Origin of the sequence: Sulfitobacter profundi (assembly GCF_042661425.1) — a bacterium.
GTDB classification, from domain to species: Bacteria; Pseudomonadota; Alphaproteobacteria; order Rhodobacterales; family Rhodobacteraceae; genus Sulfitobacter; species Sulfitobacter profundi.
The window spans coordinates 784,887-809,947 of sequence record NZ_JBHSWA010000001.1 but is presented as its reverse complement, the minus strand read 5'-3'; the positions used below and the strand labels follow the sequence as shown (position 1 = coordinate 809,947).

The following is a 25,061-nucleotide window of genomic DNA, read 5'->3' as shown; positions in this document are numbered from 1 at the left end:
ACCCACATCGAACCCAAGAAGCGAGCAAGCAGATGAAGATCAAGGATATTAAGACCTTCGTGGTCGGCAATAAATCCATTCACCGGGGCGGTCCTTACTGGGTCTTCGTCAAGGTCACCACCGATTGCGGCACAGTGGGCTACGGCGAAATCTACGGCGTGGCGTTTCATCCCAAGGCGCTGACCGCGATGATCGACGACATGTTCGAGCGCCATTTCGCAGGCACGGACCCTTTCAAGATCGAACGCCACTTCCGACTGGTCTATTCGGCAGGCTTTTCCCAGCGTCCGGATCCGACGGTCATGGGCATCTTCAGCGGCATCGAGATGGCCCTGTGGGACATCATCGGCAAGGCGCTCGACAAGCCGGTCTATGAATTGCTCGGCGGGCAAGTGCATGAACGCCTGCGCAGCTACACCTATCTTAATGCCGCCCCCGATGCCGCGTCGAACCAGAAGGTCTATGACGATCCGGACGCTGCGGCAGAGCGGGCATTGGAATATGTCGCCCAAGGATTCACGGCCCTGAAATTCGATCCGGCGCGGCCCTATACTGCCTTTGATCCCCGCCAGCTTTCGATGGAGACCCTCGACTTTGCCGACCGCTATACGGCGCGTGTCCGGGAGGCGGTGGGCGCAAGCTGCGATATCCTGATTGGCACCCACGGCGAGATGTCCCCCTCGGGCGCGCTGCGCCTCGCGCGCAAGTTGGAGCCGCACGATCCGCTCTGGTTCGAGGAGCCGACACCGCCTGACAACATCTCTGGCATGGCTCTCGTCGCCGCCGGGACCCGCATCCCTGTGGCAACAGGCGAGCGGTTGACCACCAAATACGAATTCGCCGATCTGCTGCGCCAGAATGCTGCGTCGATCTTGCAGATGAACCTCGGCCGGGTCGGGGGCATTCTGGAGGCCAAGAAGGTCGCTTCCATGGGCGAGGCCTTTCACGCCCAAATCGCACCGCATCTGTTCTGCGGCCCGCTGGTCGGTGCGGCGAACATTCAGGTTTCTGCCTGTAGCCCGAACTTCCTCATCATGGAGGGGATCGAGCAATGGGGCGGCTTTCAGGCCGAAATTCTCAAGACCCCGATCCACTGGGAAGACGGCTATGTCATCCCACCGACCGCGCCGGGATTGGGTGTCGAACTCGATGAAGCCGTGGCCGAGGCCAATCCTTACACCGGCGAACGTCTGCAACTGCGGATGAAGGACACGCCAGCATGACCCAAACGACTGGAGACAACCCCATGAAGAACCCATTCTCGCTTGAAGGCAAAGTCGCCATCGTGACTGGCGGCAGCAAAGGGATCGGCCTGTCCATCGCGCACCACCTTGCCGCCATGGGCGCCAAGGTCGCCATCGCCAGCCGCAAGATTGAGGCCTGCGAAGCCGCCGCACAGGAAATCCGCGATGCCGGGGGCGAGGCGATGGCCGTGGCTTGCAACATCTCGCGTCGCGACGAATGTGAAGCCTTGGTGGCCAAGACCCATGACACATGGGGCCGTCTGGACATTTTCGTCGCCAACGCGGCGGTGAACCCGATCTATGGCCCGCTCGCCGACCTAACTGACGAGGCGTTCAACAAAGTAATGACCTCCAACGTCCACAGTGCGATCTGGTTCGCCAACGCCGCCATGCCGCATATGGCCGAAGCGGGTGGCGGGGCGTTCATCATCGTTTCCTCCATCGGCGGTCTACGTGGCTCGGCTACCCTGGGGGCATACGGCATTTCGAAAACAGCGGATGTCGGTGTCACGCGATCCCTCGCGGTGGAGTGGGGGCCGAAGAATATCACCGTCAACTGCATCATGCCGGGGCTGATCAAGACCGATTTCGCCCGCGCCCTTTGGGAGAACGACAGCCTGCGCGATGACCGTATTGCGCGGACCCCGGTCCGGCGACTTGGCGCGCCGGAAGACATCGGCGGGGTGGCGACTTTCTTGGCCGGACCATCGGCCCGGTTCATCACCGGCGAGGTCATCGTCGTGGACGGGGGGACAACCATCGTCGGGCCATAAGGCCGCGTTTCTGAGCAAAAACTGAACCCAAGCTGCAGGAGGTAGCGCAACGGCCGACTTTAGGCCGCGGCCTCTTGCACCTTGAAAACGGCCGCGGGCCGGAAAATAAAGGAGTAATATCAATGGATTTCGATCACAGCCCCAAGGTGAAAGACCTCTGCGACAGGCTCAACGCCTTCATGGAAGAGCACATCTACCCCAATCAGGAGCTTCACAATCAGCAGCTCCAGGAAATGGGCCACGGCATCGAGCACTGGGAAAACTGGGGCGGCGTACCGATCATCGAAGAGCTCAAACCCAAGGCCCGCGAGGCCGGGTTGTGGAACCTCTTTCTGCCCGAGAGCCGACGGGGTGGCGGACTGACCAACCTCGAATATGCACCGCTTTGCGAGATCATGGGTCGCGCACCTTGGTCGGCGGAAGTGTTCAACTGTTCCGCACCCGATACCGGGAATATGGAAACGCTGGAACGTTTTGGCACCGAGGCGCAGAAGAAAGAGTGGATGGAGCCGCTTTTGGCGGGCGAAATCCGCTCCTGCTTTTCCATGACAGAACCCGATGTCGCGTCCTCGGACGCGCGTAACATCAGCCTGACCATCACCCGCGAAGGCGATGAATACGTCATCAACGGGCGCAAATGGTGGACCTCAGGTTCGGGCGACTCGCGCTGCAAACTGTTCATCGTGATGGGTAAAACTGACCCAGAGGCCGAACCTTATCGCCAACAGAGCATGATCCTAGTGCCGCGTGACACACCGGGCCTGACGATCAAGCGGATGATCCCAGTCTTCGGCTTTTCCGACGCGCCGCATGGGCATGGCGAGATCCTTTACGACAATGTTCGCGTGCCTGCGGAAAACATCCTGCTGGGCGAAGGGCGCGGCTTTGAGATCGCTCAAGGGCGGCTTGGACCCGGACGCATCCACCACTGCATGCGCATGATCGGGCAGGCCGAAGTGGCCCTTGAGAAGATGTGCAAACGTGCGCTCGAGCGGCGACCCTTCGGCAAGCTGCTTTCCGATCAAGGCGTCACGCGCGAGCGGATCGCGGAATCCCGCATTATGATTGATCAGGCGCGTTTGCTGACGCTCAAGGCCGCGGACCGGATGGACAAGGTCGGCAATAAAGAGGCCCGCAAAGACATTGGCATGATCAAAGTCGTCGCCCCGCGCATGGCTGCGCAGGTCATCGACTGGGCAATCCAAGTCCACGGTGCCGCCGGGATTTCCAGCGATTTCGGTCTCTCCTACGCCTATGCACGGGCCCGCGCGATCCGCTTGGCGGACGGGCCGGACGAGGTTCACCAGAACCAGATCGCCCGGTTGGAACTGAAGCCTTACACCAATGAAAGGGTTTGAAATGAGCGCTCCTAAAACCATCGGTTTCATCGGGTTGGGCCAAATGGGCGAACCCATGTGCGCCTTCATTTGCAAGGGCGACACCCCCGTATTGTGCTATGACCGGGTGCCGGACCGAACCCCTAAGGGCGGCACCGCCAAAGATAGCCTTGCCGAGGTTGTTGCGGGTGCCGACACGGTCTTCCTGTCATTGCCCGACGGCAAGATCGTGAACGCTGTCGTCGACGATATCGCCGCCCTGCCGAATGTCGCGGGCAAGGTCATCATCGACATGTCCACCATCGGCCCCGCCGCCGCAAAACAGGCCGCCGCCACCATCGAAGGCGCGGGCATGACTTATGTCGATGCGCCGGTCAGCGGCGGGCGGCAAGGCGCGCTCAAGGCTGCGATCACCATCATCTGGTCCGGTCCTAAGACCGAAATGGAGCGGCATCAGGCAATCCTCGATCTGTTCAGCAAGAATACGTTCCATGTCGGTGAAACGCCCGGACAGGGGCAGGCGGTGAAGCTTTTGAACAACTTCCTGTCGGCCACGGCCATGGCGGCCTCCTCCGAGGCGGTGTTGTTTGGCTTGGCGCATGGGGTCGAGATGAAAACCATCCTCGACGTGGTGAAGGTCTCGACCGGTAATAATACGGCCATTGAGGACAAGTTCCCCAATCGCGTCCTGCCCGGCACGTATGACGCAGGCTTCTTCGCGGAACTGCTAAACAAGGACGTCCGCCTCTACAACGAGTTCGTGAAAGAGGCGGGCACCTCCAACCTGATGGGCGAACGCGTGGCCGAGGTCTGGAACCTTGTTGAAGACAGTCTGCCACCGCAATCGGACTTCACCCGCGTGTTTGAGGTTTTGGAAAAGAGGAACCGGTCATGAGCTATGAACGACCATATGAAGGGCTGAAGGTCGTTGACCTCTCCCAAGGACTGGCAGGGCCCTATTGCGGCATGCTGATGGCCCAGCAGGGCGCTGACGTGATCAAGATCGAACCGCATGGGGGCGATTGGGCCCGCCTGATCGGGGGCGTTTTTGGCGATCACACGGCCTATTCCATCGTTGCCAACACCGGCAAGCGGGCCCTGGCGATGAACCTCAAGAGCGAACCCAGCGGCGAGATCGTCGACAAACTGATTGCGCAGGCGGATGTCTTTATCGAGGGCTACCGTCCGGGCGTTGCCGAACGGCTGGGCTATGGCTACGAACGGCTGCGCGCGCTCAATCCGGGGCTGATCTATGTGTCGGTATCTGGCTTCGGGCAATGCGGCCCAATGCGCGACCGGCCCGCGATGGACCCGATGTTGCAGGCGTTCAGCGGTTTCGTTGCAGAAAACACGGGGACCGACGGTACGCCTCACCACACACCGGTCAGCTATTTCGACATGTCCACAGGGCTTTATGCGCAACAAGCACTGGCCGCTGCACTTTACGCGCGACGTGATGGGGCGGAGGGCCGCAAGATCGAAGTGAGCCTGCTCGAAGCGGCAGCCAGCATTCAGGCCGTGCGTCTGCTGAGCGGCTATCGCACCGGGCCGCGACGCGCTTCCACCGCGCCCTCGGGGACCTTTCAGACCAGCGATGGGCATATCCAGATCAACATCGTGCGCGACCGCGAGTTCAAGGTGTTCTGCGACCTGCTGAAGCTGGACGATCTTTGGGCCAACGAGAAGTATCACACCATTGCCGGACGCTTGGAGGATATCGACTTCCTCTACGACTACGTGCGCCGCTTCACCGCAAGCTGGAAAACGGCGGAACTGTCGGACCTGCTAAGCAAGGCAGGATTGCAGAACGAGGTCGTGCAGACCTACCGCGAGCTTGTACACCATCCGCAGGCCGAGGCTGTTGGCGTTTTCTCATGGCTGCAGCAAGCCGGTGCCAATGATCCTTGGCCGGTGCCGAATATCCCCGGCCTGCCGGCCTTCGTTCCGGGCGATGATCGCGCCCAATCCCCCACCGTCGGCCAGCACACGCGCCAGATCCTCACGGAGCTGGGCTACGGCAACGACCAGATTGACACACTCTATGCGGATGGCGTGGTCGCCTGACCACCCCTGCAGGCACAAAGCAAAAGGAATAGACAAATGGACGAGAAACTTTTCGAACTGGGCCTTCAGCAACGCAAGAAGGTCGTCGGCGCAGAGTATGTCGAGAAGAACCTCGCGGCAGCCGATGACTTTTCGCTGCCGTTTCAGGAAGCGATGACCGCCTGGTGCTGGGGCTTTGGCTGGGGCGATGACACCATCGACCTCAAGACCCGCTCGATGCTCAATCTCGTGATGCTGGCCGCTTTGGGCAAGATGCACGAATGGGAGATCCATTGTAACGGCGCGATCAACAACGGCGTCACGAAGGAAGAGATCCGTTCGATCTTGCACATCATCGGCATCTACTGCGGCGTGCCCCAGTCGCTGGAATGTTTCCGCCATGCCCGCAAGGTACTGGAAGAACGCGGTCTTCTGGAGGTTGCAGCCAAGTGAACGGACATCAGGACGGCATGATCACAGTCGATAAACATTACATCGACGGCGCGTGGGTCGCAGGGCAGGGCGGCAAGCCCTTCCCAATTATGAACCCCGCCACGGAGGCGCAGTTCGGCACCGTCACTCTGGGCAGTGCCGCAGATGTTGACCATGCCGTCGCCGCCGCCACACGCGCGTTTGCCAGCTTTTCGCTGAGCTCCAAGGCCGAACGTCTGGGATATCTGCGCGCGCTGCAAAAGGCGCTGGAAGACCGCACTGACGACATGGGCCGGGCGATCAGTCAGGAGATGGGCGCTCCTATGACATTGGCGCGCAACGCGCAAGCCGGCTGCGGGCCGCGTCATGCCGCCGCCTATATCGCAGCGCTAGAGGCGCATGAGGAAGAATACACGCTGCCAAATGGCGATATCATCCGCAAAGAACCCATCGGTGTCTGCGGTCTGATCACGCCATGGAACTGGCCAATTAACCAGATCGCACAAAAGGTGATGCCGGCGCTTGCCGCCGGGGCGACCTGCGTGCTTAAACCGTCTGAGCACACGCCACTGTCGGCGGTTATCTTTGCCGAGTGCGTGCATGAAGCAGGCTACCCCGCCGGCGTGTTCAACCTTGTCTTTGGTGATGGGGCCGATGTGGGCAGCGCCATGTCGCGCCACCCGGATGTAGCGATGATGTCTTTCACCGGATCGACCCGCGCCGGGGCCATGGTATCGCGCGACAGTTCCGAGAGCGTGAAGCGCGTGGCATTGGAATTGGGAGGCAAATCGGCCAATCTGGTCTTTGCCGATGCCGATCTGGAAACGGTTGTTCCGGCGTCGGTCACGCGCTGCTTTCTCAACACAGGTCAGGGCTGCAACGCGCCGACGCGCATGTTGGTGGAACGCAGTTGCTATGACAAGGTCGTCGATCTAGCGCGCCAGACCGCCGAGGCGCAGGTGGTGGATGATCCGGCCAAGGAAGGCAGCCATATCGGCCCGCTCTTTGATGAGATGCAGTTCAATCGGGTGCAGTCAATGATCCAGCTTGGCATTGACGAGGGCGCACGGCTCTTGGCGGGCGGACTGGGGCGGCCAGAAGGGTTGGCCAAAGGCTGGTTCGCCAAGCCGACTATCTTTGCCGATGTGAACAACGACATGCGCATCGCTCGCGAGGAAATCTTTGGCCCCGTGCTTTCGATCATCCCCTTTGAAACCGAAGAAGACGCCATCCGCATCGCCAATGACAGCGACTACGGCCTTGCAGCCTATGTCCAAACCGGCAGCGCCGCTCGGGCGCAGCGCGTGGCCAACCAGTTGCGCGCGGGGGTCGTGGCGATCAACGGACAGGGCGCGGCCTATGGCTCGCCTTTCGGGGGCTTCAAACTTTCCGGAAACGGACGCGAAGGCGGTGCCTTTGGGCTGGAGGAATATCTTGAAGTCAAAGTGATGCCCTCGATCGATGCGATGGCCGAAGCTGGCCGTTTCACCACGGCCTGAGCCAATACCGCAAGGAGCAGAAGATGTTGGACGCCTATATCTATGACGGACTCCGCAGCCCCTTCGGACGGCACGGCGGGGCGCTAGCGGCGATCAGGCCCGATGATCTGATGGCACAGGTCATCAATGCACTGATGTCGCGCAGCACCTTGCAGGCCGAATGGGTCGAGGATGTGGTGCTTGGGAATGTTTGCCAATCCGGCGAGGACAGCCGCAATATTTCGCGTTTCTCGGCACTGCTCGCCGGCCTGCCGGAAGCGGTCGGCGGACAGACAGTGAACCGGCTGTGTGGATCGAGCATGTCTGCCGCGCTGGATGTGGCGCGGGCGGTGACCGTCGGTGAGGGTGAACTGTTTGTTGCAGGCGGTGTTGAAAGCATGACCCGTGCGCCTTTTGTCATGGGGAAGTCTGCGACCGCTTGGTCGCGTCAGGGGGAAATTCATGATGCGACTGCGGGCAAACCTTTCCCCAATCCACGTTTTCAGGCGGCTTTTGGACAGGACAGCATGCCGCAAACGGCCGATAATCTCGCCGCCGATTACGGTTTGACACGCGCAGCCTGCGACGCTTTTGCCGCCAACAGCCAGCGCCGTTTTGAAACCGCTCGCAAAGGTGGGTTCTTCGACGGCGAGTTGATCCCGATTGAGATTGCTGGACGCAAAGGCGCGGTCACCACCGTGGCCGAGGACGAGCATCCGCGCCCGGACACCACGCTGGAAAAGATGGCCAGCCTGCGGCCGCTGGACCCGGCGGGTGTCGTGACCGCCGCGAATGCGTCAGGCATCAATGATGGCGCTGCGGCTTTGCTGATTGGCCAGAACGGCCTTGGCCCCGCGCCACGCGGGCGCATCCTCGCCGGGGCTGTATCGGGTGTGGCCCCTCGAGTGATGGGCATCGGCCCCGCGCTGGCCATCCCTAAGGCGCTCAGCCGGGCAGGGCTATCCCTTGAGCAAATGGATGTGATCGAGATCAACGAAGCTTTCGCGTCGCAGGTGCTCGCCTGCTGCAAGGCGCTCGACCTCTCGCCAGATGACAGCCGGCTCAATCCAAACGGCGGCGCCATTGCCGTGGGCCATCCGCTTGGTGCGTCAGGCGCGCGTCTCATGCTCACTGGGCTTCGGCAGCTCGAGGCCAGCGGCGGGCGCTATGGCTGTCTGTCGATGTGCATCGGCTTTGGTCAGGGCATCGCAGTGATCATCGAACGGTTGAAATGAACGGGGAAGGGGCAAGGGCCATGAAAGATAATGTCAGCGGATTGGTGGTCATCGAGACAGAGGGTGAGATCGGGTTGATCCGGCTGGCTAAGCCGCCCGTCAATGCCATCGGGCTGGCGCTCCGCACGGCGATCTATGAGGGCTTCAAAACCCTGCAGAAAGATCCCGCTGTCCGGGCCATTGTGCTCTACGGCGAAGGGCGCTTTTTCTCAGCAGGTGCCGACATCAAAGACTTTGGCAAGGCCGATATCCAACCCACCCTGCCGCATATCCTCAAAGCGCTGAATGACAGCGAAAAGCCAGTGATCGTGGCGCTGCACGGTGTAGCTTTTGGCGGAGCGCTGGAAGTGGCGCTGGCCACCCACCTGCGCGTCGGCGTCGGGGATTTGCGCATCGGCCTACCGGAAGTGAAGCTGGGGTTGCTGCCCGGCGCCGGGGGCGCGCAGCGACTGCCGAGGCTCTCTGGGCTGGCAGGGGCGATAGATATCATCTGTTCCGGGCGCGACGTGTCTGCGCGTGAGGCGCTGGACCTTGGCATTCTGGATCGACTTGCCGAAGGCGCGCCACGCGAGGCGGGCATCATCGCCGCGCGCGACGTGTTGGCCGGAAAGCTTGCTGCCCGCCGGACAGATACGCGCGATGTGGCCGAAGACCTTGCCGCAGTGAAGGCCGCAAAAGCACGCTTGAAGGCTAAGCGCCCTGCCTTGCAAGCACCGCTCACAGCACTGGAGGCCGTCTGCGCCGCCACCCTGCCGATTGACGAAGGGCTCGCCAAAGAACGGGCGCTGTTCATGGAATTGATGGCGGGAGAGGAACGTGCCGCGCTGGTGCATGCGTTCTTTGCTGAACGCGCCACTGTCGATATTCCTGAGAAGGCCGCGCACCCCCGGCAAATAGACCGCATCGCCGTGATCGGCGGCGGGACGATGGGGGTCGGCATTGCCACGTCCCTGCTCATCGGCGGTTACCACGTCGACCTGATCGAAGCGCAGAGCGAACGAGTCGCGCAGGCGCGTGCCGGGGTGGAGAGCAATCTTGCCGGCGCGCTGAAACGCGGCAAGCTGACCGAACAAGCGCATGATGCCGCTCTCGCTGCGCTGGACTGCGCTGACAGTCTGGATGCCGCAGGCCGGGCCGATCTGGTGATCGAGGCGATCTTTGAAGATATGTCAGCCAAGACGGCACTTTTCACCAAGCTGGATACGATCTGCAAACCCGGCGCGATCCTTGCTACCAACACCTCCTATCTCGATGTGAATGAGATCGCCGCCGCGACCAAGCGGCCCCAGGATGTGATTGGTCTGCATTTCTTCTCGCCCGCCCATATCATGCGGCTGATCGAAGTGGTGGTCGCGAAGGAGACCGCGCCGGACTGTGTTGCTTCGGCCTTCGCCTTGGCACGCAAACTCGGCAAGGTGCCGGTGCGGGCAGAGGTCTGCGACGGCTTCATCGGCAATCGCATCTTGACCCAATACCGCCGAGCGGCCGATTACCTACTGCTCGACGGCGCCAGCTTCACCGAGATCGACGGCGCGTTGGAGGATTTCGGCTTTGCCATGGGGCCCTTCGCGGTGTCCGATCTTGCCGGGCTCGACATCGCCAAGGCGACCCGCGATCGAAAAGCTGCCACGCGGCCAGCGGAGGAACGCTATTCCCGCGTGGCCGATCTGATTTGCGATCAGGGTTGGTTTGGTCGAAAGACCGGGCAGGGCTATTACGTCTACGAGGGCGGAAAGCAGCAGGGTGGCAACCCCGGAGCATTTGAGATTGTTGCAGCGGAGCGCCGCGCTCTGAACCTGCCCAAGCGCAGCTTCACCAGCGAAGAGATCGTTTCACGCTGCCTCACCGCCATGATCGCCGAAGCTGTCCGTGTGCTCGAAGAGGGCATCGCCTTACGGCCCGTGGATATCGATGCGGTCGAGCTTTTCGGCTACGGCTTTCCCCGCCACCGCGGTGGGCCGATGCATCAGGCGGACCTGATCGGCCCCGCAGAGCTGATCCGGCGGATTGAGCTCTATGCCAACGATGACCCCCAGTTTTGGCAAGTGCCGCACTTGCTGCGCGACATGGCGCGCGAGGGTCGCAGTTTTGCGGATCTGAACGGCGCATTGACAGGACATGTCACAAAAGGAAGCACAAAATGAGCGAGAATGGTGGCCCCCCTTATCACAGTCAGCGAAGCCCTCAGCTTTGACGAGGCCGCGCTAAAGGCCTATCTGTCCGACCATTTGGAAGGATTTTCCGGCGACCTGCAGGTGCGCCAGTTCAATGCGGGCCAAAGCAATCCAACCTATCAACTGTCCGCCGGTGGGCGCAAATACGTCCTGCGCAAGAAACCCCCGGGCACGCTACTGCCTTCTGCCCATGCCGTTGATCGCGAATACCGGGTGATGGATGCCCTGCGCGACACGCCGGTCCCGGTGCCGAAGATGCTGCATCTCTGCACTGATCCATCGGTGATCGGCACTGATTTTTACGTGATGGAAATGGTCGAAGGTCGGGTCTTTCACGATCCCAGCCTGCCGGGATTGACCCCGTCTGAGCGCCGTGCCTTTTACGAAAGCTTCATCAAGGCTTTGGCTGACTTGCATGCGGTCAAGCCCGAGGCTGTGGGGTTGGGTGATTTCGGCCGTCCCGAAGGATATCTGTCGCGTCAGGTCGCCCGCTGGACCAAGCAATACAAAGCGACAGAAACCGAGACCATCATGGCGATGGACAAGCTGATGGAATGGCTGCCAGCCAATCTGCCTGCCGATGACGAGGCCGCGATCGTACATGGCGACTTCCGCCCTGGAAATGCGATCGTGCGCGACGGCACGCCCGAGGTAACTGCGCTGCTGGATTGGGAGCTTTGCACGCTGGGCCACCCGCTCGCCGATCTGGGGTATGTCTGCGCGAATTATCACGCCGACAACCTGCCCACGGGGCAGTTCAAGGGGCTGGACTTCGAGGCCTTGGGGATTCCGACCGAACAGGAGTTTTTGGAACTCTACTGCCGCTATTCAGGGCGTGAGAATGTATCGAACCATCTGTTTTTCGTTGTGTTTTCCTTCTTCCGCAGTGCCGCGATCATTCAAGGGGTCTACAAGCGCGGACTTGATGGCAACGCCGCGTCGCAAAAAGCGTTGAAATTGGGCCATCTCGCCCGTGTGCGAGCCGAAAACGCATGGCGGATCGTGGAGCAGAACCTGTGATCTCTGCCCCGCAAAAGAGTGATCGGCAATGAAATACACCTCAAGATGAGTAGGGCTAAAATCATGCCATCCCTGTCCCACATCCATTCCGAGCCTCGCACCTGATGTCTGGGTTGGCGCCTATGGCCGGGCTCAAGGTCGTCGAACTGGCGCGAATTCTCGCAGGGCCTTGGATCGGGCAAACGCTCGCGGATCTCGGGGCGGAGGTGATTAAGGTCGAAGCCCCGGAGGGCGATGATACTCGCCGTTGGGGCCCGCCGTTCATTGAACGGACTCGGCCCGATGGCAGCACCGAAACGGTATCGGCTTATTTCCAATCGGCAAATCGTGGCAAGACCTCACTGACCTGCGACTTCACCAATCTCGCGGATCTGGCGGAACTGAAAGCGCTGATCGCGGAGGCCGATGTGGTGATCGAGAACTTCAAAGTCGGGGGCTGGTCAAGTTTGGCTTGGACTACGCGTCAGTGGCAGCTGAGAACCCGGGTCTGGTCTATGCCTCTGTCAGTGGCTTTGGTCAGGACGGACCACGTGCCAAGGAGGCGGGTTATGATTTCCTGATCCAAGGCATGTGCGGGATCATGGACCTGACAGGCGAGCCAGACGGTGCGCCCCAGAAAGTCGGCGTGGCATGGGTGGATGTTTTTACCGGGCTTTACGGCGTGATCGGCATTCAGGCGGCGCTGGCCGAGCGTGCGCGGTCGGGACAGGGGCAACATGTCGATCTGTCGTTGCTGGATTGCGGGGTTGGCGTTCTGGCCAATCAGGCGAGTAATTACCTCTTGAGCGACGCCGCCCCCAAACGGCTCGGCAATGCGCACCCCAACATCGTACCCTATCAGGTGTTTCCGACCCAAGAGGGGCATTTGATTATTGCCTGCGGCAATGACCGGCAGTTCCGCAAACTCTGCGAGGTGCTGGATATGCCCGAGGCGGCTGGCGACACGCGATACGCGACAAACCCCGCCCGGGTTCGGCACCGGGATACGCTCTGTCGCCTGATTGCGGAACGCACCGCTCATCACACGAAAGCGTCTTTGATCGAACGGCTCACCGAATGCGGGGTGCCTGCAGGCCCGATCAATACGGTCGCGGAGGCGTTGAACGAGCCACAGATCGTGGCCCGCAGCATGCGGATTGACCCCGAGGGTATTGATGGGCTGCGCACGCCGGTGCGTTTTTCTCGGAGCCAACTGGCGCTGGATCGGGCAGCACCAATGTTAGCCACTGGTAGCCGCGGTTTTGGGTTTCGCAGGTAGATCAGTTCTAATGCCAAGAAGCCATTCGCGACGTGACTGTTTCGCAAGGCGCGCCTTCTGCGGTTTTTATGAGCATGTCATGCCGATGATATCAAACGGCAATGTGGATACTGAGCAAAGTCGGATGCGAACCTTCTGCTGCGTACCGGTCTCAAGCTTCGCGGGTCCTGCGTTCTCTTTTGCGAATTTACTAGCTACCAACCCTATTCAAGAGCGCCTGGATTGCGGAGAACAGCGGAAAACCCCTCTGGATGCCCACATTAGGCTGGAATACCGATCATGGCCGAACATGCGGCGGCTGCGATCCCGGGCCGCGCGCCTCACTTCCGACTACGAAGCGAAATGCCCTTAGGTTCAAGGCGACCCTAGACTTTTAGATCAAGCTGTTTCCCACACCTGATTTAGACCCTCTGCCATATCGGCTTCGATATCGCGTATTTCAGCAAGTTTGATCTGGCGATCTTTGAAAGCTGCCACCATTACTGCCGTATAGTTCTCGGGCGGCAATGTTGCATTGATTGGCTCTTTTGTTTTTTGGGCAGCAATAGGTTGTTCGGCAAGCCAAACCTCTCAATTTCACCAATTGGAATTGCGGGGCTGCGATCACCGATTGCTAACTTGGACCAGCTGCTTCGGACCTTGGCTGTGAGGAGGTACATGAACAGCACGCGGGGATCGCAGTAGTGGAGCCCGTCTTTCGCGGGTGTTGACCTGCGGGGACGGAATATCAGAAGTGACTGAGCTGCCCATACTTTAGAGGCGTCAACTTCACTGCCGTTGACGTATGCAACCCGCCCGACTGGCCCCCGGTGAGCAAACAAGACGTCACCCGGCTTCAAGAGTTGTTCCTCTAAGCCTCTTTCTAACGTCGCACGTATATTGATTTGGCGTGATGCCCCGGAAATTTCGCCGTTTTCAGTGAGGTCGCCTGCGCGCACCTCTCGCAACAGCAGCGTCCCAACCGGGTCACCTTTCGTCGTCTTTGGCCGAATGATCTCGAAAAAATCGGCAAGCCGGTGCCTGGTGGGTTTGTAAGTGTTCTGGAAATGATCAGAAAGGCTACGCCCACCGGTGGGACCGTCGCCGAGATACCGGGAGGGTGCGAGCGAACCACCAGCAGCAAGTATTTCGTCAACAGCGACGACATCGGATTTCCCACGAAGGTTCCTTTGGTAGAGTTCCATACCAGTAAAGCGGTGTACCGTATCTGCGGACACCATCTGAATTGTTTCGTTTGCACCGTATGTTGCACCGAGTTTAATCAGGAACTGTCTTGGCGACGCAGCGTTGATCTCAGAAACCCTACTGATGCGCCCGCTCTCCAATAGGCGTTGCCGGGTACCTACAGTGACTGTCTATGGTCTGAACGTCTGGCGGCTTCGGCGCTGATTTCGCCAAGCTGCTCAGCTCGCAAGTATGGCATCGCATAGCCAAGCGCGGTCAGGTCGTTCAACAAGCGGACATGAGGGCAAGCGAATTGTCGGGCCAAGTCCTCGGCTATGATTGACCAGCCGCGGTTGGTCAATCTGGCGCTGCCCTCATGCACCGGACCCGCAACCGCGATGACAATTTCGGAAGGGGAGGCGGTGACCTGTCCTTGCAGATAGTCCTCAATCACCGCGTCGATGCTTGCCCAGTCCGTATTCGCCTATCTTTTGACGGAGCCAGCCTTCAACGCCCGTCTGGCAGAGCGCCAGACGGGCGTTGATGCCGCCGATATCCGCAACAAGACGCAGGGACATCAGTTCAGACGCAGGCCGGTGTCGGGCGCAAAATAGGAGACTTTGCCCAGATCGAATGCCAACCGCTGTGTCACGCCGGGTGAAGCGGTGGTTTCGGCGTGCAACCGCGCGGTGACATGTTTGCCGCCCAACTCCATGACGGCATAGGTGTCAGCACCAGCAGGTTCCACAATGTCGATCACGCAGTCGGCTTCCTGCGAGTCCGAGCCGGATTGCGCCTTTGCATCCGCAATGTTCTCGGGGCGCACGCCGATGATCACATCCTCCGGCAGGCTGAGGTTCTTGCGGTCCGTTAGTACCATCGGCCCGCCCGACTTGCGGGCAATTTCGATCCGAGTTCCGGCACTGTCTGATTTGGCCTTTGCCGGGATCAGGTTCATCGCCGGGCTGCCCATGAAGTCCGCCACAAAGAGGTTCGCCGGGTGGTTATAGATCTCTGCCGGCGTGCCAATCTGCTGAATGATTCCGCCTTTCATCACGACGATCTTGGTGGCAAGGGTCATCGCCTCAATCTGGTCGTGGGTTACATAGACCATAGAGGCGCCCAAACGCTGGTGCAGGGACTTGATCTCGGTCCGCATTTCGACGCGCAGCTTTGCATCAAGGTTGGACAACGGCTCATCAAAAAGGAACAGCTTCGGATCGCGCACCAAGGCGCGGCCCATGGCCACCCGCTGGCGCTGGCCGCCCGACAGATGGCCGGGTTTGCGGTTGAGCAATTGCTCGATCTGCAACTGTTGCGCTACATAGGCGAGCTTCTTGTCCTGCGTCGCCTGATCCACACCGCGGACCTTCATGCCGAAGGTGATGTTCTTGGCCACGGTCATCGTCGGGTAGAGGGCGTAAGATTGGAACACCATGGCGATGTCCCGGTCCTTGGGGCTGACATTGGTCATGTCGCGCCCCCGATATGGACTTCGCCGCCGCTGATCGGCTCAAGCCCGGCGATACAGTTGAGCAAAGTCGATTTGCCGCAGCCGGATGGGCCGACCAGTACAAGGAAGTCACCCTGTTCGATCGACACGTTAATGTCTTTGAGGATCTCAATCGAACCATAGCTCTTGTAGAGGTTGTTGATTTCGAGGATCGGAGCCATTGGTTTATCCTTTCACGGATCCAGCGGTCAGACCGCGGACAAAGTATTTCCCGGCAATCACATAGACCAAGAGGGTCGGCAGACCTGCGATGATCGCGGCGGCCATGTCCACGTTGTATGCCTTGATGCCAGTGGTCGAATTGACGATGTTGTTGAGCGCCACGGTGACGGGCTGGGTGCCTGCCTGACTGAACGAAACGCCGAAGAGGAAGTCATTCCAGATTTGGGTGAACTGCCAGATCACAGTCACCACGATGATCGGCAGCGACAGCGGCAGGAAGATCGACCAGAATATGCGGAAGAACCCCGCGCCATCCACTTTGGCCGCCTTGGTCAGTTCGGACGGGATCGAGACATAGTAATTGCGGAAGAACAGCGTGGTGAAGCCGAGCCCATAGATCACATGAACGAAGATCAGCCCCGGGATGGTGCCCGCCATGCCCATCAGTCCCAGCACCCGCGCCATCGGCAAAAGCACCACCTGAAAGGGGATGAAGCAGCCGAACAACATCAGCGAAAAGAACAGGTTCGCGCCACGAAAGCTCCATTGTGCCACGACATAGCCGTTCATCGCACCAAGCAGCGTCGAGATTGCCACCGCCGGAAGGGCGATCAGCACAGAGTTCCAGAAGAATGGCCGCACCCCTTCGCATTGGATGCCGGTGCAGGCTTCTGACCATGCCGTGCGCCATGCGGCGAAAGTCACCTCGCGGGGCAGGGCGATCAGATCACCGGTGCGGATCTCCTCAAGGCTTTTCAGCGAGGTCGTCAACATCACGAAAAGCGGCAGCAGGTAGAACAGTGCGAAGAGCACCAGTACGATGTAAAGCACCCACCGTAGGACGATCTTGCCTGTCTGGCGATCCGCCGGGGCCTGCGCCTGAGACATTGAGAGCTCAACCATCTTTGGACCTCAATTCCGAATAAAGATAAGGGACCACGATCGAGAAGACGACGAGCATCATAATCATGGCGGAACTGGCCGCTTGACCGATATCGCCGCGCGAAAACGCCATGGCATACATGTAGGTGGCAGGCAGATCGGTTGCATATCCCGGGCCGCCGCCGGTAAGCGCGATGACCAGATCAAAGCTTTTGACGGCAAGGTGTGACAGCACGATGAAGGCCGACAAGAAGATCGGCGCCATCGCCGGAATGATAATCGCGGTATAAACCCGCCATGTCGGGATACCGTCGACCTGAGCGGCCTTGATGATCTCGCCATCGACGGAGCGCAGACCGGCGAGAAACAGCGCCATCACGAAACCGGAGCTTTGCCAGATTGCCGCGAGGACGATCGTGTAAATCGCCATGTCGGGGTCAACAAGCCAGTCAAAGGTGAAATCTTCAAACCCCCAGCCGCGCACCATGGCCTCAAGACCAAGCCCCGGATTGAGGATCCATTTCCACGCCGTGCCGGTGACGATCATCGACAGCGCCATGGGGTAGAGGTAAATCGTGCGGATCGCGCCTTCGGTGCGGATGTTCTGGTCGAGTAAGATGGCCAGCGCGAGGCCCAGCACCATAGCGATTACGATAAACAAAATACCGAAGACGAAGAGGTTGCCAAAGGCCGTCTCCCAGCGGGGCGACGCAAACAGCCGCTCGTATTGAATGAAGCCTTCGATTTCATATTTTGGCAGCAGGCGCGAGCGCGTCAGCGAGACCCATGCGGTCCAGGCGATGAAGCCGTAGACGAAGATCAGAACTGCGATGAACGAGGGCGCCAGAACCAATTTGGGCGTGTTTTCTTCAAGCCACTTGATCATTTGATTGTCCCGGATTTGGCCTGCCCCCACGAAAACGCGGGGGCAGGAGCAGGCGTTACATGCTGTTCGCGATACCGTCTGCGAGCATCTGGACCGCATCGGCAGAGGACATGTCCGAGTTGAAATGCGCCGTCACCACATCGGTGATCGCACCGGCCTGCGCGCCGCGCAGGGCCATGCCATGTGCATAGCTTGGCAGCAGCGCATCACCGTCGGAACTGGCTTGCATGTCATCGGCGGAAAGACGGGCGCAGTCGTCGAATTCATCCAGCGCTACATCGGTGCGGGCGGGGATCGACCCTTTGTTGAGGTTGAACACCTTTTGGAAGTTCTGACCGACGACCAGTTCAGCAAGCAGTTGCTGCCCGGCTTTCTTGTCTTCGCCATCCACGTCGAACATCGCGAAGCTGTCTACGTTGTAGAGGAAGCCTTCGCCCGGCGCAGAGGCGCAGAGGAAGTCTTCGCCCGGCACTTTGCCTGCGGCCATAAACTCACCCTTGGCCCAGTCGCCCATGATCTGGAAGGCGGCTTCGCCGTTCATCACCATCGAGGTGGCGAGGTTCCAGTCACGGCCCGAGAAGTTGCTGTCGACAAAGCCACGCATGATGCGCATCTGGTCGAACACCGCAATCATAGCATCGGAAGTGAGTGTCTCTTTGTCGAGCTCTACAAAGGCCTTGCGATAGCCTTCTGGCCCGAGGATGCCCAGAGCCACAGCCTCAAAAACCGTGGCGTCTTGCCAAGCCTGTCCACCATGCGCCAGCGGGATGATCCCGGCCTCTTGCAGTTTCTCGGCGGCGGCGTTGAACTCTTCCCAAGTCGTCGGCATCTCAATGCCATTGGCGCTCAGTACTTCCGCATTGGCCCAGATCCAGTCGACCCGGTGCACGTTAACGGGTGCGGCACACCATGTGCCTTCACACTTCATATGGCCGGCGATGGAGGCGGGCAGCACCGCGTCCCAGTCGTTGGCTTCGGCAACATCAGAGATATCGGCCAGAACGCCTTCTTCGTACCATTCCTGAATTGCGGGGCCTTTGAGCTGCACCGCCGTCGGCGCATTGCCCGACAGCACGCGGGCGCGCAGTGCGGTCATCGCCGCGTCACCACCGCCACCGGCCACTGGCATATCGGTCCAACTGCCGCCTTTGTCAGCGAATTCTTTTTGCAGAACGGCAACGGATTTGGCTTCGCCGCCAGATGTCCAATAGTGCAGCACTTCGGCGGTCGGTTCGGCAACAGCCGAAGTTGCTACAATCATCGACAGAGCAGAGACTGCCCCAGTTACATAGGCTTTCATTAGATGTCCTCCCGTGGAAACTACGGCCCTCCCAGACCGGATAACGGGAGACTGAGCCTGAAGGGCAAAGCATGCAATGCGGACATAGCGGGTATCTGCGCCCGACATGCATTTATTCCCACCGCCCGTTACAGCTTGTTACTTAGCCGTGGATTTTGTTGCATCATATTACATAAACGAGGGGCGAGGCAGCGGTATCCCGCGCCAGCCTAAGGAGGAGAGCGGTTGACGATTCCCCGAATTCTGGTGGTCGATGACGACCCCGAAATGCGTCAGATGATGACGCAATTCCTCCGTAAACACGGGACAATCGCGCTGCCCGCTGCCACGGAAGCCGAGGTTGCGGCTCATCTCGAAGGCGGGCGGGTCGATCTGATTTTGTTAGACGTCATGCTGGGGGACGAAAACGGGCTCGATATCTGTGGGCGGCTGCGACAGGAGCAGGACGTGCCGATCATCATGGTGTCGGCCCTTTCGGCAGATCACCAGCGCATGGAGGGCTACGCGGTGGGGGCCGATGATTACATCGCCAAGCCTTTTAACCCCGAACTCCTGCTCGCCCGCGTAAAGGCCGTGCTGCACCGAACGCGGCGGTCGTCTTCGCTGGTGCATCGCCGCAACACCAAGACGTTCACCTTTTCCGGCTGGACCTATGACGCAAAGCACAACGAGGCGCGCTCTCCTACCGGGGTTCAGGTGTCCCTTTCCCGGCGCGAGACTGCCTTGCTGCGGGTGCTTCTTGCAAATCCCCACATACCCCTGACCCGCGAGGAGATCGCCGTCGCGCTTGACGTCACCGGCGAGGCAGAACCGCAGGGCGAAGGACTTGGTCGCGCCATCGACGTGCTGGTCGGGCGGCTGCGCTCAAAGATTGAGGCAGACCCCAAGCACCCCAAATTCCTCAAAACCGAACGCGGGGTCGGCTACGTTTTTGCGGTCGACGTGATGGAACAGGACACGTGATCAAGCGCCGCAGCCTTCGGACGATCGGCAGCCTCCTCATTATCGCGGCCTTCATAGCGGGCGGGCTTGCCGTCTGGCTTTGGAGCAATTCAAATGCAAGCTGGCGGGCGCATCAGGAGCGGGCCTATGTCGCGGGCATCAACCTTTACTACGCCGTGCAAAACGGCACCGTCCCGGCCGAAGAGGTGCAAATTCGTGCCCTGTCACCGGAAGATCAGGTCCACGCCGCTAACGGGGCCTTTCGCCAGATTTCGCAGGCCCCTCACGCCGCGCGGGTGACCATCGTCTTGATCTCTGCCGACAGCGCCAACAGTCAGACCGGTGCGCCCCTCACCATGGCGATCCTGTCGCCCGACCTTACCTACAAACTGGCCGAGATTCCTAACCGGGCCTATCAAACGGCAGCGGAAAAGGCTGGCGAGGTGTTTCGACTGGTAGCCTCCTATTGCACCGATCCGGTCGTGCTTGCCCAGATGGGCAGCGCCCCGTGGTTTGAGATTGACGGCGCTTCGGTGCTCAACTGCGACGCAGCGCCCGCCGACCATCGCATGTGGGCAGTTCTGCTGGCCGCACTTTCCATGGGGGCGATCCTCACGGTGATCCTGAACCTCTCGGCTGAGTTTTCTCAATTCGCCGAACAATTACGCAGCCGCCGACGCATCGGTGGCCCGGCGAGCTATGAGTTGCCCGGACCACAAGAATTGCAGGAGATCGTCGCCGCCGTGAACCGTTTCCTCGAAGATGAGCGCCAGCAATTGTCCAGCCGCGCTGCCGTCCTTTCAGGGGTCAGTCACGACCTTGGAACACCCGCCACGCGGCTTCGGCTGCGGACTGCGCTGATCCCGGATTCCGAATTGCGCCAGAAGCTTGAGGCCGATATCGACAGCATGACAGGCATTATCGAAAGCGTGCTGACCTATACGCGGGCCGAGATGAATGTCGAAGCGCCCCGCAAGCTCTCGCTCGGCTCGCTGATCGATTCAATCGTCGCGGACTATCAGGATATGGGCAAGGATGTGACCTTCCGCGAAGGCTCTGACATTATTGTGCAAGGCGCGCGCTCGGTCTTCACGTCGCGGCAGGGCCAAAGCGTATTCGCACCTGACCGGGACGTTACCGTGATGGGGCGGCCGATCTCGCTTGAACGCGCGGTAACAAACCTCATCGAAAACGCCCTCAAATACGGTCGACGCGCCACCGTCGCGTTGGAAGCCGATGCCCAGACGGCAACGATCGTTATCGAAGACGAGGGCTCGGAAAGCTCTGCTGCGGATATGGAAGCTCTGATGGCGCCATTCCAGCGCGGTACCAACACAGCAACGATCGACGGTTATGGCCTTGGCCTTACAATCGTCGCAGCGATTGCGAAACTGCACGGTGGATCGCTGTCGTTCAAGGACACGCCCGTCGGCCTATCCGCCTGCCTTTTGATCGATAGAGGGTGATTAAAGAGGTTAATTGGTGCCGCGTTTGGAACATTCACAGTGACGAAATGCGCGCCGTTTCAATCGCTGCTCTTTATCGCGATTGGCAGCATCGCCATAGGCGCAGGTATCTCAACGCCGTTGCGCATTTCATTGCGTTTTATGATGGCGTATTGGTCGATGTCACAAGAGTTCCCAGCACTGAATTCAATCGCGTCCATTGGGGTGGGCACCGCGAATTGACGTTTCGCCCGATCTGTCGACCTTCACTCTTCGGAAATGTTGCGCCATGCATGGCCGGTTTGGTGAAGCTACACTGCAGCGCTCGGCCGTGAAGCGAACGGAAGGTAAGAGCCGGTATTACCTATCAAAGCGAGTAGAAAGTGGCTTGCCAACGTGACACTCGGCAGTCGAATACCCCGCAAGGGACTGGCATTGGCGGCGTGCTTGGCAAACCGGCCCTGAGGAAAATGGTTGCGACGATAGGCGGTGGGCCGATATTCCGGCTAACTGGCGCGGCCCTAAGCGTTGAGGAGCATTGGCAAAAGCTCTCCCAACCATAGGCTGGGCCTATTTGCTTGGAATCCGTGATCGGTATTTCTTCTGCGGCAATCAATGCTCAACAGGAGAGACCCAAATGAAAGCCCCCACCACCCTAATCAAAGGCGGCCTGCTGGCGGTTAGCCTTGCGGCCTTTGCACCGGTTGCCGCCTTGGCTGCCGATGTGTCCATCCGACTTGGCCACGTTCTGCCGGAAAGCCACAGCTGGCACACCGCTGCAAGCGGGTTCGCGGACGAAGTGAACAGCCGCACCGAGGGCCGCGTCGCGATTGAGGTCTTCCCTTCGGGCCAACTTGGCAGCGAAAAAGAAGTGATCGAGGGCCTACAATTCGGCTCGGTTCAGGCCGGACTGATCGGCTCAGGCTCGTTTCAAGGGATTGAGCCACGCATGGGCATCATCGAGATGCCCTACGCATGGGGCGCCCGCGAACAGGCGTTTGCCGCGCTTGACGGCGATCTGGGTGCCGCGCTGGCCGAGATGATGGACGCCAAAGGCATCAAGGTTTTGGGTTGGTGGGAAAACGGCTTCCGCAACATCACCAATAATGTCCGCCCAATTGAAAATCCGGAAGACCTCGCCGGTCTAAAAATCCGCGTCACACCAGACAAGGTGCGGCTTGCTACGTTCGAAGGACTGGGCGCTGAGCCCGCACCGCTGTCCTTCGGTGAGCTATATTCAGCGCTGCAACAAGGTCTGTTCGACGCGCAGGAAAACCCGCTGGCGATCATCTACTCGGCCTCTTTCTTTGAGGTGCAGAAGTACGTCTCGCTGTCTGAGCACATCTGGGGTGCCGCGACGCTGACCATGTCGAGCGCGACGTGGGACAAAATCTCGCCCGAGGACCAGACCATCGTGATGGAGGCCGCCACTACTTGGGGTCTGAAACAGCGCGATATGGTTGCCGCCGCGAATGACGAGTTGATTGCGCAGCTTGAAGCGAAGGGCATGGCGTTCAACGAGGTCGACAAGGCTGCCTTTATCGAAGCGGTCGCGCCGATCTGGGAAAGCCAAAAGGACGTCTATGGCGAAGAACTTCTGACCATCCTTGACCAGTACCGCAAATGACCCTGCGGCCTGAAATCACAGAAGTTGCATCGGTGGAGCCGGTGCAACTTTTCGACTTTACACAGAAAGTGCTGTTTTCACCGGCGGCACGCGGAGAGGGCTTTATCAAGCTTTCCGTGACCACCGGCCGAAAGGGGGCGAAGTCCACCGCGCACAGCCATCCCCGGGACGAGGTTACGCTGACACTTAAAGGAGAGGCGATCCTACGGGCAGGGGGCGAGGAATACCATATGACCGAAGGCACCGCCGTACGCCTGCCGCCGGGGCTCGATCACACGGTCGAGGTGATCTCAGACGAATGGGTCGTTGTCGCGGCCTATTGCGACGAATGCATGCTCTGTCGCGGACCGGAAGGATTTCTGAAACCATGACACTCGGGACCGGGTCGCTGTGCGCGGCCACTTTGATCGACCGTGCCGCGCGCTGGTTTGGCGCCGCTCTGGTGGCGGGGTTTGCCGCGATGGTCGTCTACGTCGTCATCTCGCGCTACCTGTTTTCCTCCACACCGCGTTGGGCTGAGGAACTGCCCCGGCTGGCGTTGGTCTGGCTCACCTTCGTGGGCGCGATCTCGGGCTTTGTGCGCGGCTCGCATTTTCGCGCCGGGCTGCTCGACCTGATCGTCATGCCGCCGATGCTGCGCCGTGGGCTGGCCGTTCTTGCCTGGCTGGCGAGCTTTGTTTTTCTTGCGGTGTTCATCTTGACCGGCTGGAAATTGACCGCAATCACATGGTCGCATCAGACGACCGCACTCTCGCTACCCGTAGGTCTGTTCTACCTCTCCCTGCCGGTCTGCTGCGGTCTCGCCCTTCTGGGCCTCATCCTGAAAGGGGGCCGGACATGAGCCTTGCGCTTGCTCTTCTTCTCGTGGTCTTCGTTGTATTGGTGCTGCTGGACGCGCCGATTGCCGTCGCGTTGGGCTTGTCGTCGATGTTCTACCTGCTGATTGCCGATGCTGCGCCGATGATCGTTGTGGCCCAGCGGGCCGTGGCAGGGATCAACAGCTTTACGCTGCTGGCAATCCCACTGTTTCTTTTGGCCGGGCTGTTAATGGTCCATGGCGGGCTCGCACCCCGGATCATTGCACTGTGTTCGGCGCTCATCGGGCGGCGCACCGGCGGGCTGGCGATGGTCATGATCATTGCTTGCATGATGTTCGGCTCGCTTTCCGGGTCTGGCGTGGCCGATGTGGTGGCGATCGGGACGATGATGCTGCCTGCAATGCGCGACCAAGGCTATGCGCCGGGGTTCAGCGCGGCAGCTCTGGGCTGCGCGGGGTCGCTCGGCACCGTGATACCGCCTTCAATCGTGCTGATCGTCTATGGCACCGCCACCAACAGCTCAATCGGCCAACTTTTCGTGGCCGCGATCATACCCGGCATCCTTCTGGGCCTCGGGCTGATGTTGGTAGCGTGGTGGATTTCGCGCCGCAACGGATGGCAGGGCGGAGAGCCGTTTTCTTGGGGTGAACTTGGCCGTGCCGCAAAGGGCTCGATCCTCGCGATGCTAGCGCCGATCATCATTGTCGGTGGGATACGACTGGGGATATTTACCCCGACCGAAGCTGCGGGCATCGGCGTGGCCTATGCGCTTTTTATCGGCATTTTTGTCTATCGCGCGCTGAGCCTCAAGATGCTGGCCCAACTCTTGCGTGAGACTACGGAAATGACCGGTGTGATCTTGCTGGTGATTGCCGCGGCGTCGGTCTTTGGCTGGATCCTCGCTGCCGAACAGGTGCCGCAGATGGCCGTTGCAGGGATCACGCAGGCGACCGAAAGCGGCACTGTTGCCTTGCTGATGATGATGGCGGTCTTGTTGATCCTCGGCACGTTCATGGAAAGCATCGCGATCATTCTGATCCTCGCGCCGGTCTTCCTGCCAATCCTTGGCCACTACGGTATCGACCCCGTCTACTTTGGCATTTTGCTGACCATCAACCTTGCCATCGGCGCGAACACCCCACCGCTTGGCATTGACCTGATGGCCGCCTGTCGTGTGGGGCAAATTCCGCTTAGCGACTCGTTTAAATACCTCGTGCCGCTGCTTGGCGTGATGGTCGGCGTGTTGCTGCTTCTTGTCCTGTTTCCTGCTCTAATTACCGATCTTCCGGGCCTCCTGTTCTGATCCCGGCTCTCAAGAAAGAAAGTTT

General features: G+C 59.9%; 20 protein-coding genes and 3 pseudogenes. 17 read left to right on the top strand and 6 right to left on the bottom strand.

Annotated elements, in window-relative coordinates:
* Window positions 1–32: 32 nt before the first annotated feature.
* The 11 genes and pseudogenes from ACFQAU_RS04375 to ACFQAU_RS04325 all read left to right on the top strand — a co-directional run bounded on the left by ACFQAU_RS04375 (window position 33) and on the right by ACFQAU_RS04325 (window position 12,994).
* Window positions 33–1,223: a mandelate racemase/muconate lactonizing enzyme family protein gene (locus ACFQAU_RS04375; RefSeq protein ID WP_132444836.1), complete on the top strand. Its 1,191-nt coding sequence runs from the start codon at window positions 33–35 to the stop codon at window positions 1,221–1,223.
* Window positions 1,220–2,017, top strand: a complete 798-nt coding sequence (locus ACFQAU_RS04370) for an SDR family NAD(P)-dependent oxidoreductase (protein WP_206054306.1) — start codon at window positions 1,220–1,222, stop codon at window positions 2,015–2,017. The genes ACFQAU_RS04375 and ACFQAU_RS04370 overlap by 4 nt, the downstream gene beginning before the upstream one ends.
* A 116-nt stretch (window positions 2,018–2,133) precedes the next feature.
* Window positions 2,134–3,375: an acyl-CoA dehydrogenase family protein gene (locus ACFQAU_RS04365; RefSeq protein WP_430981517.1), complete on the top strand. Its 1,242-nt coding sequence runs from the start codon at window positions 2,134–2,136 to the stop codon at window positions 3,373–3,375.
* 1 nt (window position 3,376) lies between these two features.
* Window positions 3,377–4,249, top strand: a complete 873-nt coding sequence (locus tag ACFQAU_RS04360) for an NAD(P)-dependent oxidoreductase (protein WP_165935567.1) — start codon at window positions 3,377–3,379, stop codon at window positions 4,247–4,249.
* Window positions 4,246–5,418 (top strand): CaiB/BaiF CoA transferase family protein, encoded by a 1,173-nt coding sequence (locus ACFQAU_RS04355; protein WP_132444842.1) that lies wholly within the window; start codon window positions 4,246–4,248, stop codon window positions 5,416–5,418. Before ACFQAU_RS04360 ends, ACFQAU_RS04355 begins: the two co-directional genes overlap by 4 nt.
* A gap of 36 nt (window positions 5,419–5,454) precedes the next feature.
* Entirely contained in the window at window positions 5,455–5,850 is a 396-nt protein-coding gene (locus ACFQAU_RS04350; protein ID WP_067627552.1) for a carboxymuconolactone decarboxylase family protein, read from the top strand.
* Window positions 5,851–5,867: 17 nt separating this feature from the next.
* Window positions 5,868–7,328, top strand: coding sequence for an aldehyde dehydrogenase family protein (locus ACFQAU_RS04345; RefSeq protein WP_132444844.1), 1,461 nt, complete (start codon window positions 5,868–5,870; stop codon window positions 7,326–7,328).
* Window positions 7,329–7,351: 23 nt separating this feature from the next.
* On the top strand, window positions 7,352–8,542 hold the full coding sequence (locus ACFQAU_RS04340; RefSeq protein ID WP_132444846.1) for an acetyl-CoA C-acyltransferase: 1,191 nt from the start codon (window positions 7,352–7,354) through the stop codon (window positions 8,540–8,542).
* 20 nt (window positions 8,543–8,562) lie between these two features.
* Complete coding sequence (locus tag ACFQAU_RS04335; RefSeq protein WP_132444848.1) at window positions 8,563–10,686, top strand: 3-hydroxyacyl-CoA dehydrogenase NAD-binding domain-containing protein; 2,124 nt, start codon at window positions 8,563–8,565, stop codon at window positions 10,684–10,686.
* A 6-nt stretch (window positions 10,687–10,692) separates the two neighbouring features.
* Window positions 10,693–11,736: a phosphotransferase family protein gene (locus tag ACFQAU_RS04330; RefSeq protein WP_386280783.1), complete on the top strand. Its 1,044-nt coding sequence runs from the start codon at window positions 10,693–10,695 to the stop codon at window positions 11,734–11,736.
* A 104-nt stretch (window positions 11,737–11,840) separates the two neighbouring features.
* Window positions 11,841–12,994: pseudogene (locus ACFQAU_RS04325) on the top strand (CaiB/BaiF CoA transferase family protein).
* 479 nt (window positions 12,995–13,473) lie between these two features.
* Here the strand turns inward: ACFQAU_RS04325 and ACFQAU_RS04320 are convergent.
* The 6 genes and pseudogenes from ACFQAU_RS04320 to ACFQAU_RS04295 form a co-directional block, all read right to left on the bottom strand.
* The gene (locus ACFQAU_RS04320; RefSeq protein WP_386280780.1) at window positions 13,474–14,319 is read right to left on the bottom strand and encodes a restriction endonuclease subunit S; all 846 of its coding nucleotides are present in this window, start codon (window positions 14,317–14,319) and stop codon (window positions 13,474–13,476) included.
* Between the two features lie 17 nt (window positions 14,320–14,336).
* Window positions 14,337–14,627, bottom strand: a pseudogene (locus tag ACFQAU_RS04315) (glucokinase); the annotation flags it as partial.
* Window positions 14,628–14,735: 108 nt separating this feature from the next.
* Window positions 14,736–15,832 (bottom strand): annotated as a pseudogene (locus ACFQAU_RS04310) (ABC transporter ATP-binding protein).
* A gap of 4 nt (window positions 15,833–15,836) precedes the next feature.
* Window positions 15,837–16,736: a carbohydrate ABC transporter permease gene (locus ACFQAU_RS04305; RefSeq protein ID WP_120350314.1), complete on the bottom strand. Its 900-nt coding sequence runs from the start codon at window positions 16,734–16,736 to the stop codon at window positions 15,837–15,839.
* Window positions 16,729–17,601, bottom strand: a complete 873-nt coding sequence (locus ACFQAU_RS04300; protein WP_120350315.1) for a carbohydrate ABC transporter permease — start codon at window positions 17,599–17,601, stop codon at window positions 16,729–16,731. Before ACFQAU_RS04300 ends, ACFQAU_RS04305 begins: the two co-directional genes overlap by 8 nt.
* Before the next feature lie 55 nt (window positions 17,602–17,656).
* A complete protein-coding gene (locus ACFQAU_RS04295) occupies window positions 17,657–18,901 on the bottom strand; it encodes an ABC transporter substrate-binding protein (protein ID WP_132444859.1) in 1,245 nt (414 codons plus the stop codon).
* A 225-nt stretch (window positions 18,902–19,126) separates the two neighbouring features.
* On the opposite strand from ACFQAU_RS04295, the gene ACFQAU_RS04290 reads away from it, so the two are divergent.
* The 6 genes from ACFQAU_RS04290 to ACFQAU_RS04265 all read left to right on the top strand — a co-directional run bounded on the left by ACFQAU_RS04290 (window position 19,127) and on the right by ACFQAU_RS04265 (window position 25,036).
* The gene (locus ACFQAU_RS04290; protein ID WP_120350317.1) at window positions 19,127–19,864 is read left to right on the top strand and encodes a response regulator transcription factor; all 738 of its coding nucleotides are present in this window, start codon (window positions 19,127–19,129) and stop codon (window positions 19,862–19,864) included.
* Entirely contained in the window at window positions 19,861–21,309 is a 1,449-nt protein-coding gene (locus ACFQAU_RS04285; protein WP_132444860.1) for a sensor histidine kinase, read from the top strand. The genes ACFQAU_RS04290 and ACFQAU_RS04285 overlap by 4 nt, the downstream gene beginning before the upstream one ends.
* A 616-nt stretch (window positions 21,310–21,925) precedes the next feature.
* Entirely contained in the window at window positions 21,926–22,915 is a 990-nt protein-coding gene (locus ACFQAU_RS04280) for a TRAP transporter substrate-binding protein (RefSeq protein ID WP_132444861.1), read from the top strand.
* Window positions 22,912–23,286, top strand: coding sequence for a cupin domain-containing protein (locus ACFQAU_RS04275; RefSeq protein ID WP_240791598.1), 375 nt, complete (start codon window positions 22,912–22,914; stop codon window positions 23,284–23,286). The genes ACFQAU_RS04280 and ACFQAU_RS04275 overlap by 4 nt, the downstream gene beginning before the upstream one ends.
* A complete protein-coding gene (locus tag ACFQAU_RS04270) occupies window positions 23,283–23,756 on the top strand; it encodes a TRAP transporter small permease (protein ID WP_132444862.1) in 474 nt (157 codons plus the stop codon). The genes ACFQAU_RS04275 and ACFQAU_RS04270 overlap by 4 nt, the downstream gene beginning before the upstream one ends.
* Entirely contained in the window at window positions 23,753–25,036 is a 1,284-nt protein-coding gene (locus tag ACFQAU_RS04265) for a TRAP transporter large permease (RefSeq protein ID WP_120350321.1), read from the top strand. The genes ACFQAU_RS04270 and ACFQAU_RS04265 overlap by 4 nt, the downstream gene beginning before the upstream one ends.
* Window positions 25,037–25,061 lie beyond the last annotated feature (25 nt).

What these genes read in the sequence shown, in the direction of transcription:
- ACFQAU_RS04375 (WP_132444836.1), top strand. Translation starts at nt 33, where the DNA reads ATGAAGATCAAGGATATTAAGACCTTCGTGGTCGGCAATAAATCCATT.
- ACFQAU_RS04335 (WP_132444848.1), top strand. Translation starts at nt 8,563, where the DNA reads ATGAAAGATAATGTCAGCGGATTGGTGGTCATCGAGACAGAGGGTGAG.
- ACFQAU_RS04295 (WP_132444859.1), bottom strand. Translation starts at nt 18,901, where the DNA reads ATGAAAGCCTATGTAACTGGGGCAGTCTCTGCTCTGTCGATGATTGTA.
- ACFQAU_RS04345 (WP_132444844.1), top strand. Translation starts at nt 5,868, where the DNA reads ATGATCACAGTCGATAAACATTACATCGACGGCGCGTGGGTCGCAGGG.
- ACFQAU_RS04300 (WP_120350315.1), bottom strand. Translation starts at nt 17,601, where the DNA reads ATGATCAAGTGGCTTGAAGAAAACACGCCCAAATTGGTTCTGGCGCCC.
- ACFQAU_RS04265 (WP_120350321.1), top strand. Translation starts at nt 23,753, where the DNA reads ATGAGCCTTGCGCTTGCTCTTCTTCTCGTGGTCTTCGTTGTATTGGTG.
- ACFQAU_RS04280 (WP_132444861.1), top strand. Translation starts at nt 21,926, where the DNA reads ATGAAAGCCCCCACCACCCTAATCAAAGGCGGCCTGCTGGCGGTTAGC.
- ACFQAU_RS04350 (WP_067627552.1), top strand. Translation starts at nt 5,455, where the DNA reads ATGGACGAGAAACTTTTCGAACTGGGCCTTCAGCAACGCAAGAAGGTC.
- ACFQAU_RS04355 (WP_132444842.1), top strand. Translation starts at nt 4,246, where the DNA reads ATGAGCTATGAACGACCATATGAAGGGCTGAAGGTCGTTGACCTCTCC.
- ACFQAU_RS04360 (WP_165935567.1), top strand. Translation starts at nt 3,377, where the DNA reads ATGAGCGCTCCTAAAACCATCGGTTTCATCGGGTTGGGCCAAATGGGC.
- ACFQAU_RS04305 (WP_120350314.1), bottom strand. Translation starts at nt 16,736, where the DNA reads ATGGTTGAGCTCTCAATGTCTCAGGCGCAGGCCCCGGCGGATCGCCAG.
- ACFQAU_RS04330 (WP_386280783.1), top strand. Translation starts at nt 10,693, where the DNA reads ATGGTGGCCCCCCTTATCACAGTCAGCGAAGCCCTCAGCTTTGACGAG.
- ACFQAU_RS04370 (WP_206054306.1), top strand. Translation starts at nt 1,220, where the DNA reads ATGACCCAAACGACTGGAGACAACCCCATGAAGAACCCATTCTCGCTT.
- ACFQAU_RS04340 (WP_132444846.1), top strand. Translation starts at nt 7,352, where the DNA reads ATGTTGGACGCCTATATCTATGACGGACTCCGCAGCCCCTTCGGACGG.
- ACFQAU_RS04270 (WP_132444862.1), top strand. Translation starts at nt 23,283, where the DNA reads ATGACACTCGGGACCGGGTCGCTGTGCGCGGCCACTTTGATCGACCGT.
- ACFQAU_RS04275 (WP_240791598.1), top strand. Translation starts at nt 22,912, where the DNA reads ATGACCCTGCGGCCTGAAATCACAGAAGTTGCATCGGTGGAGCCGGTG.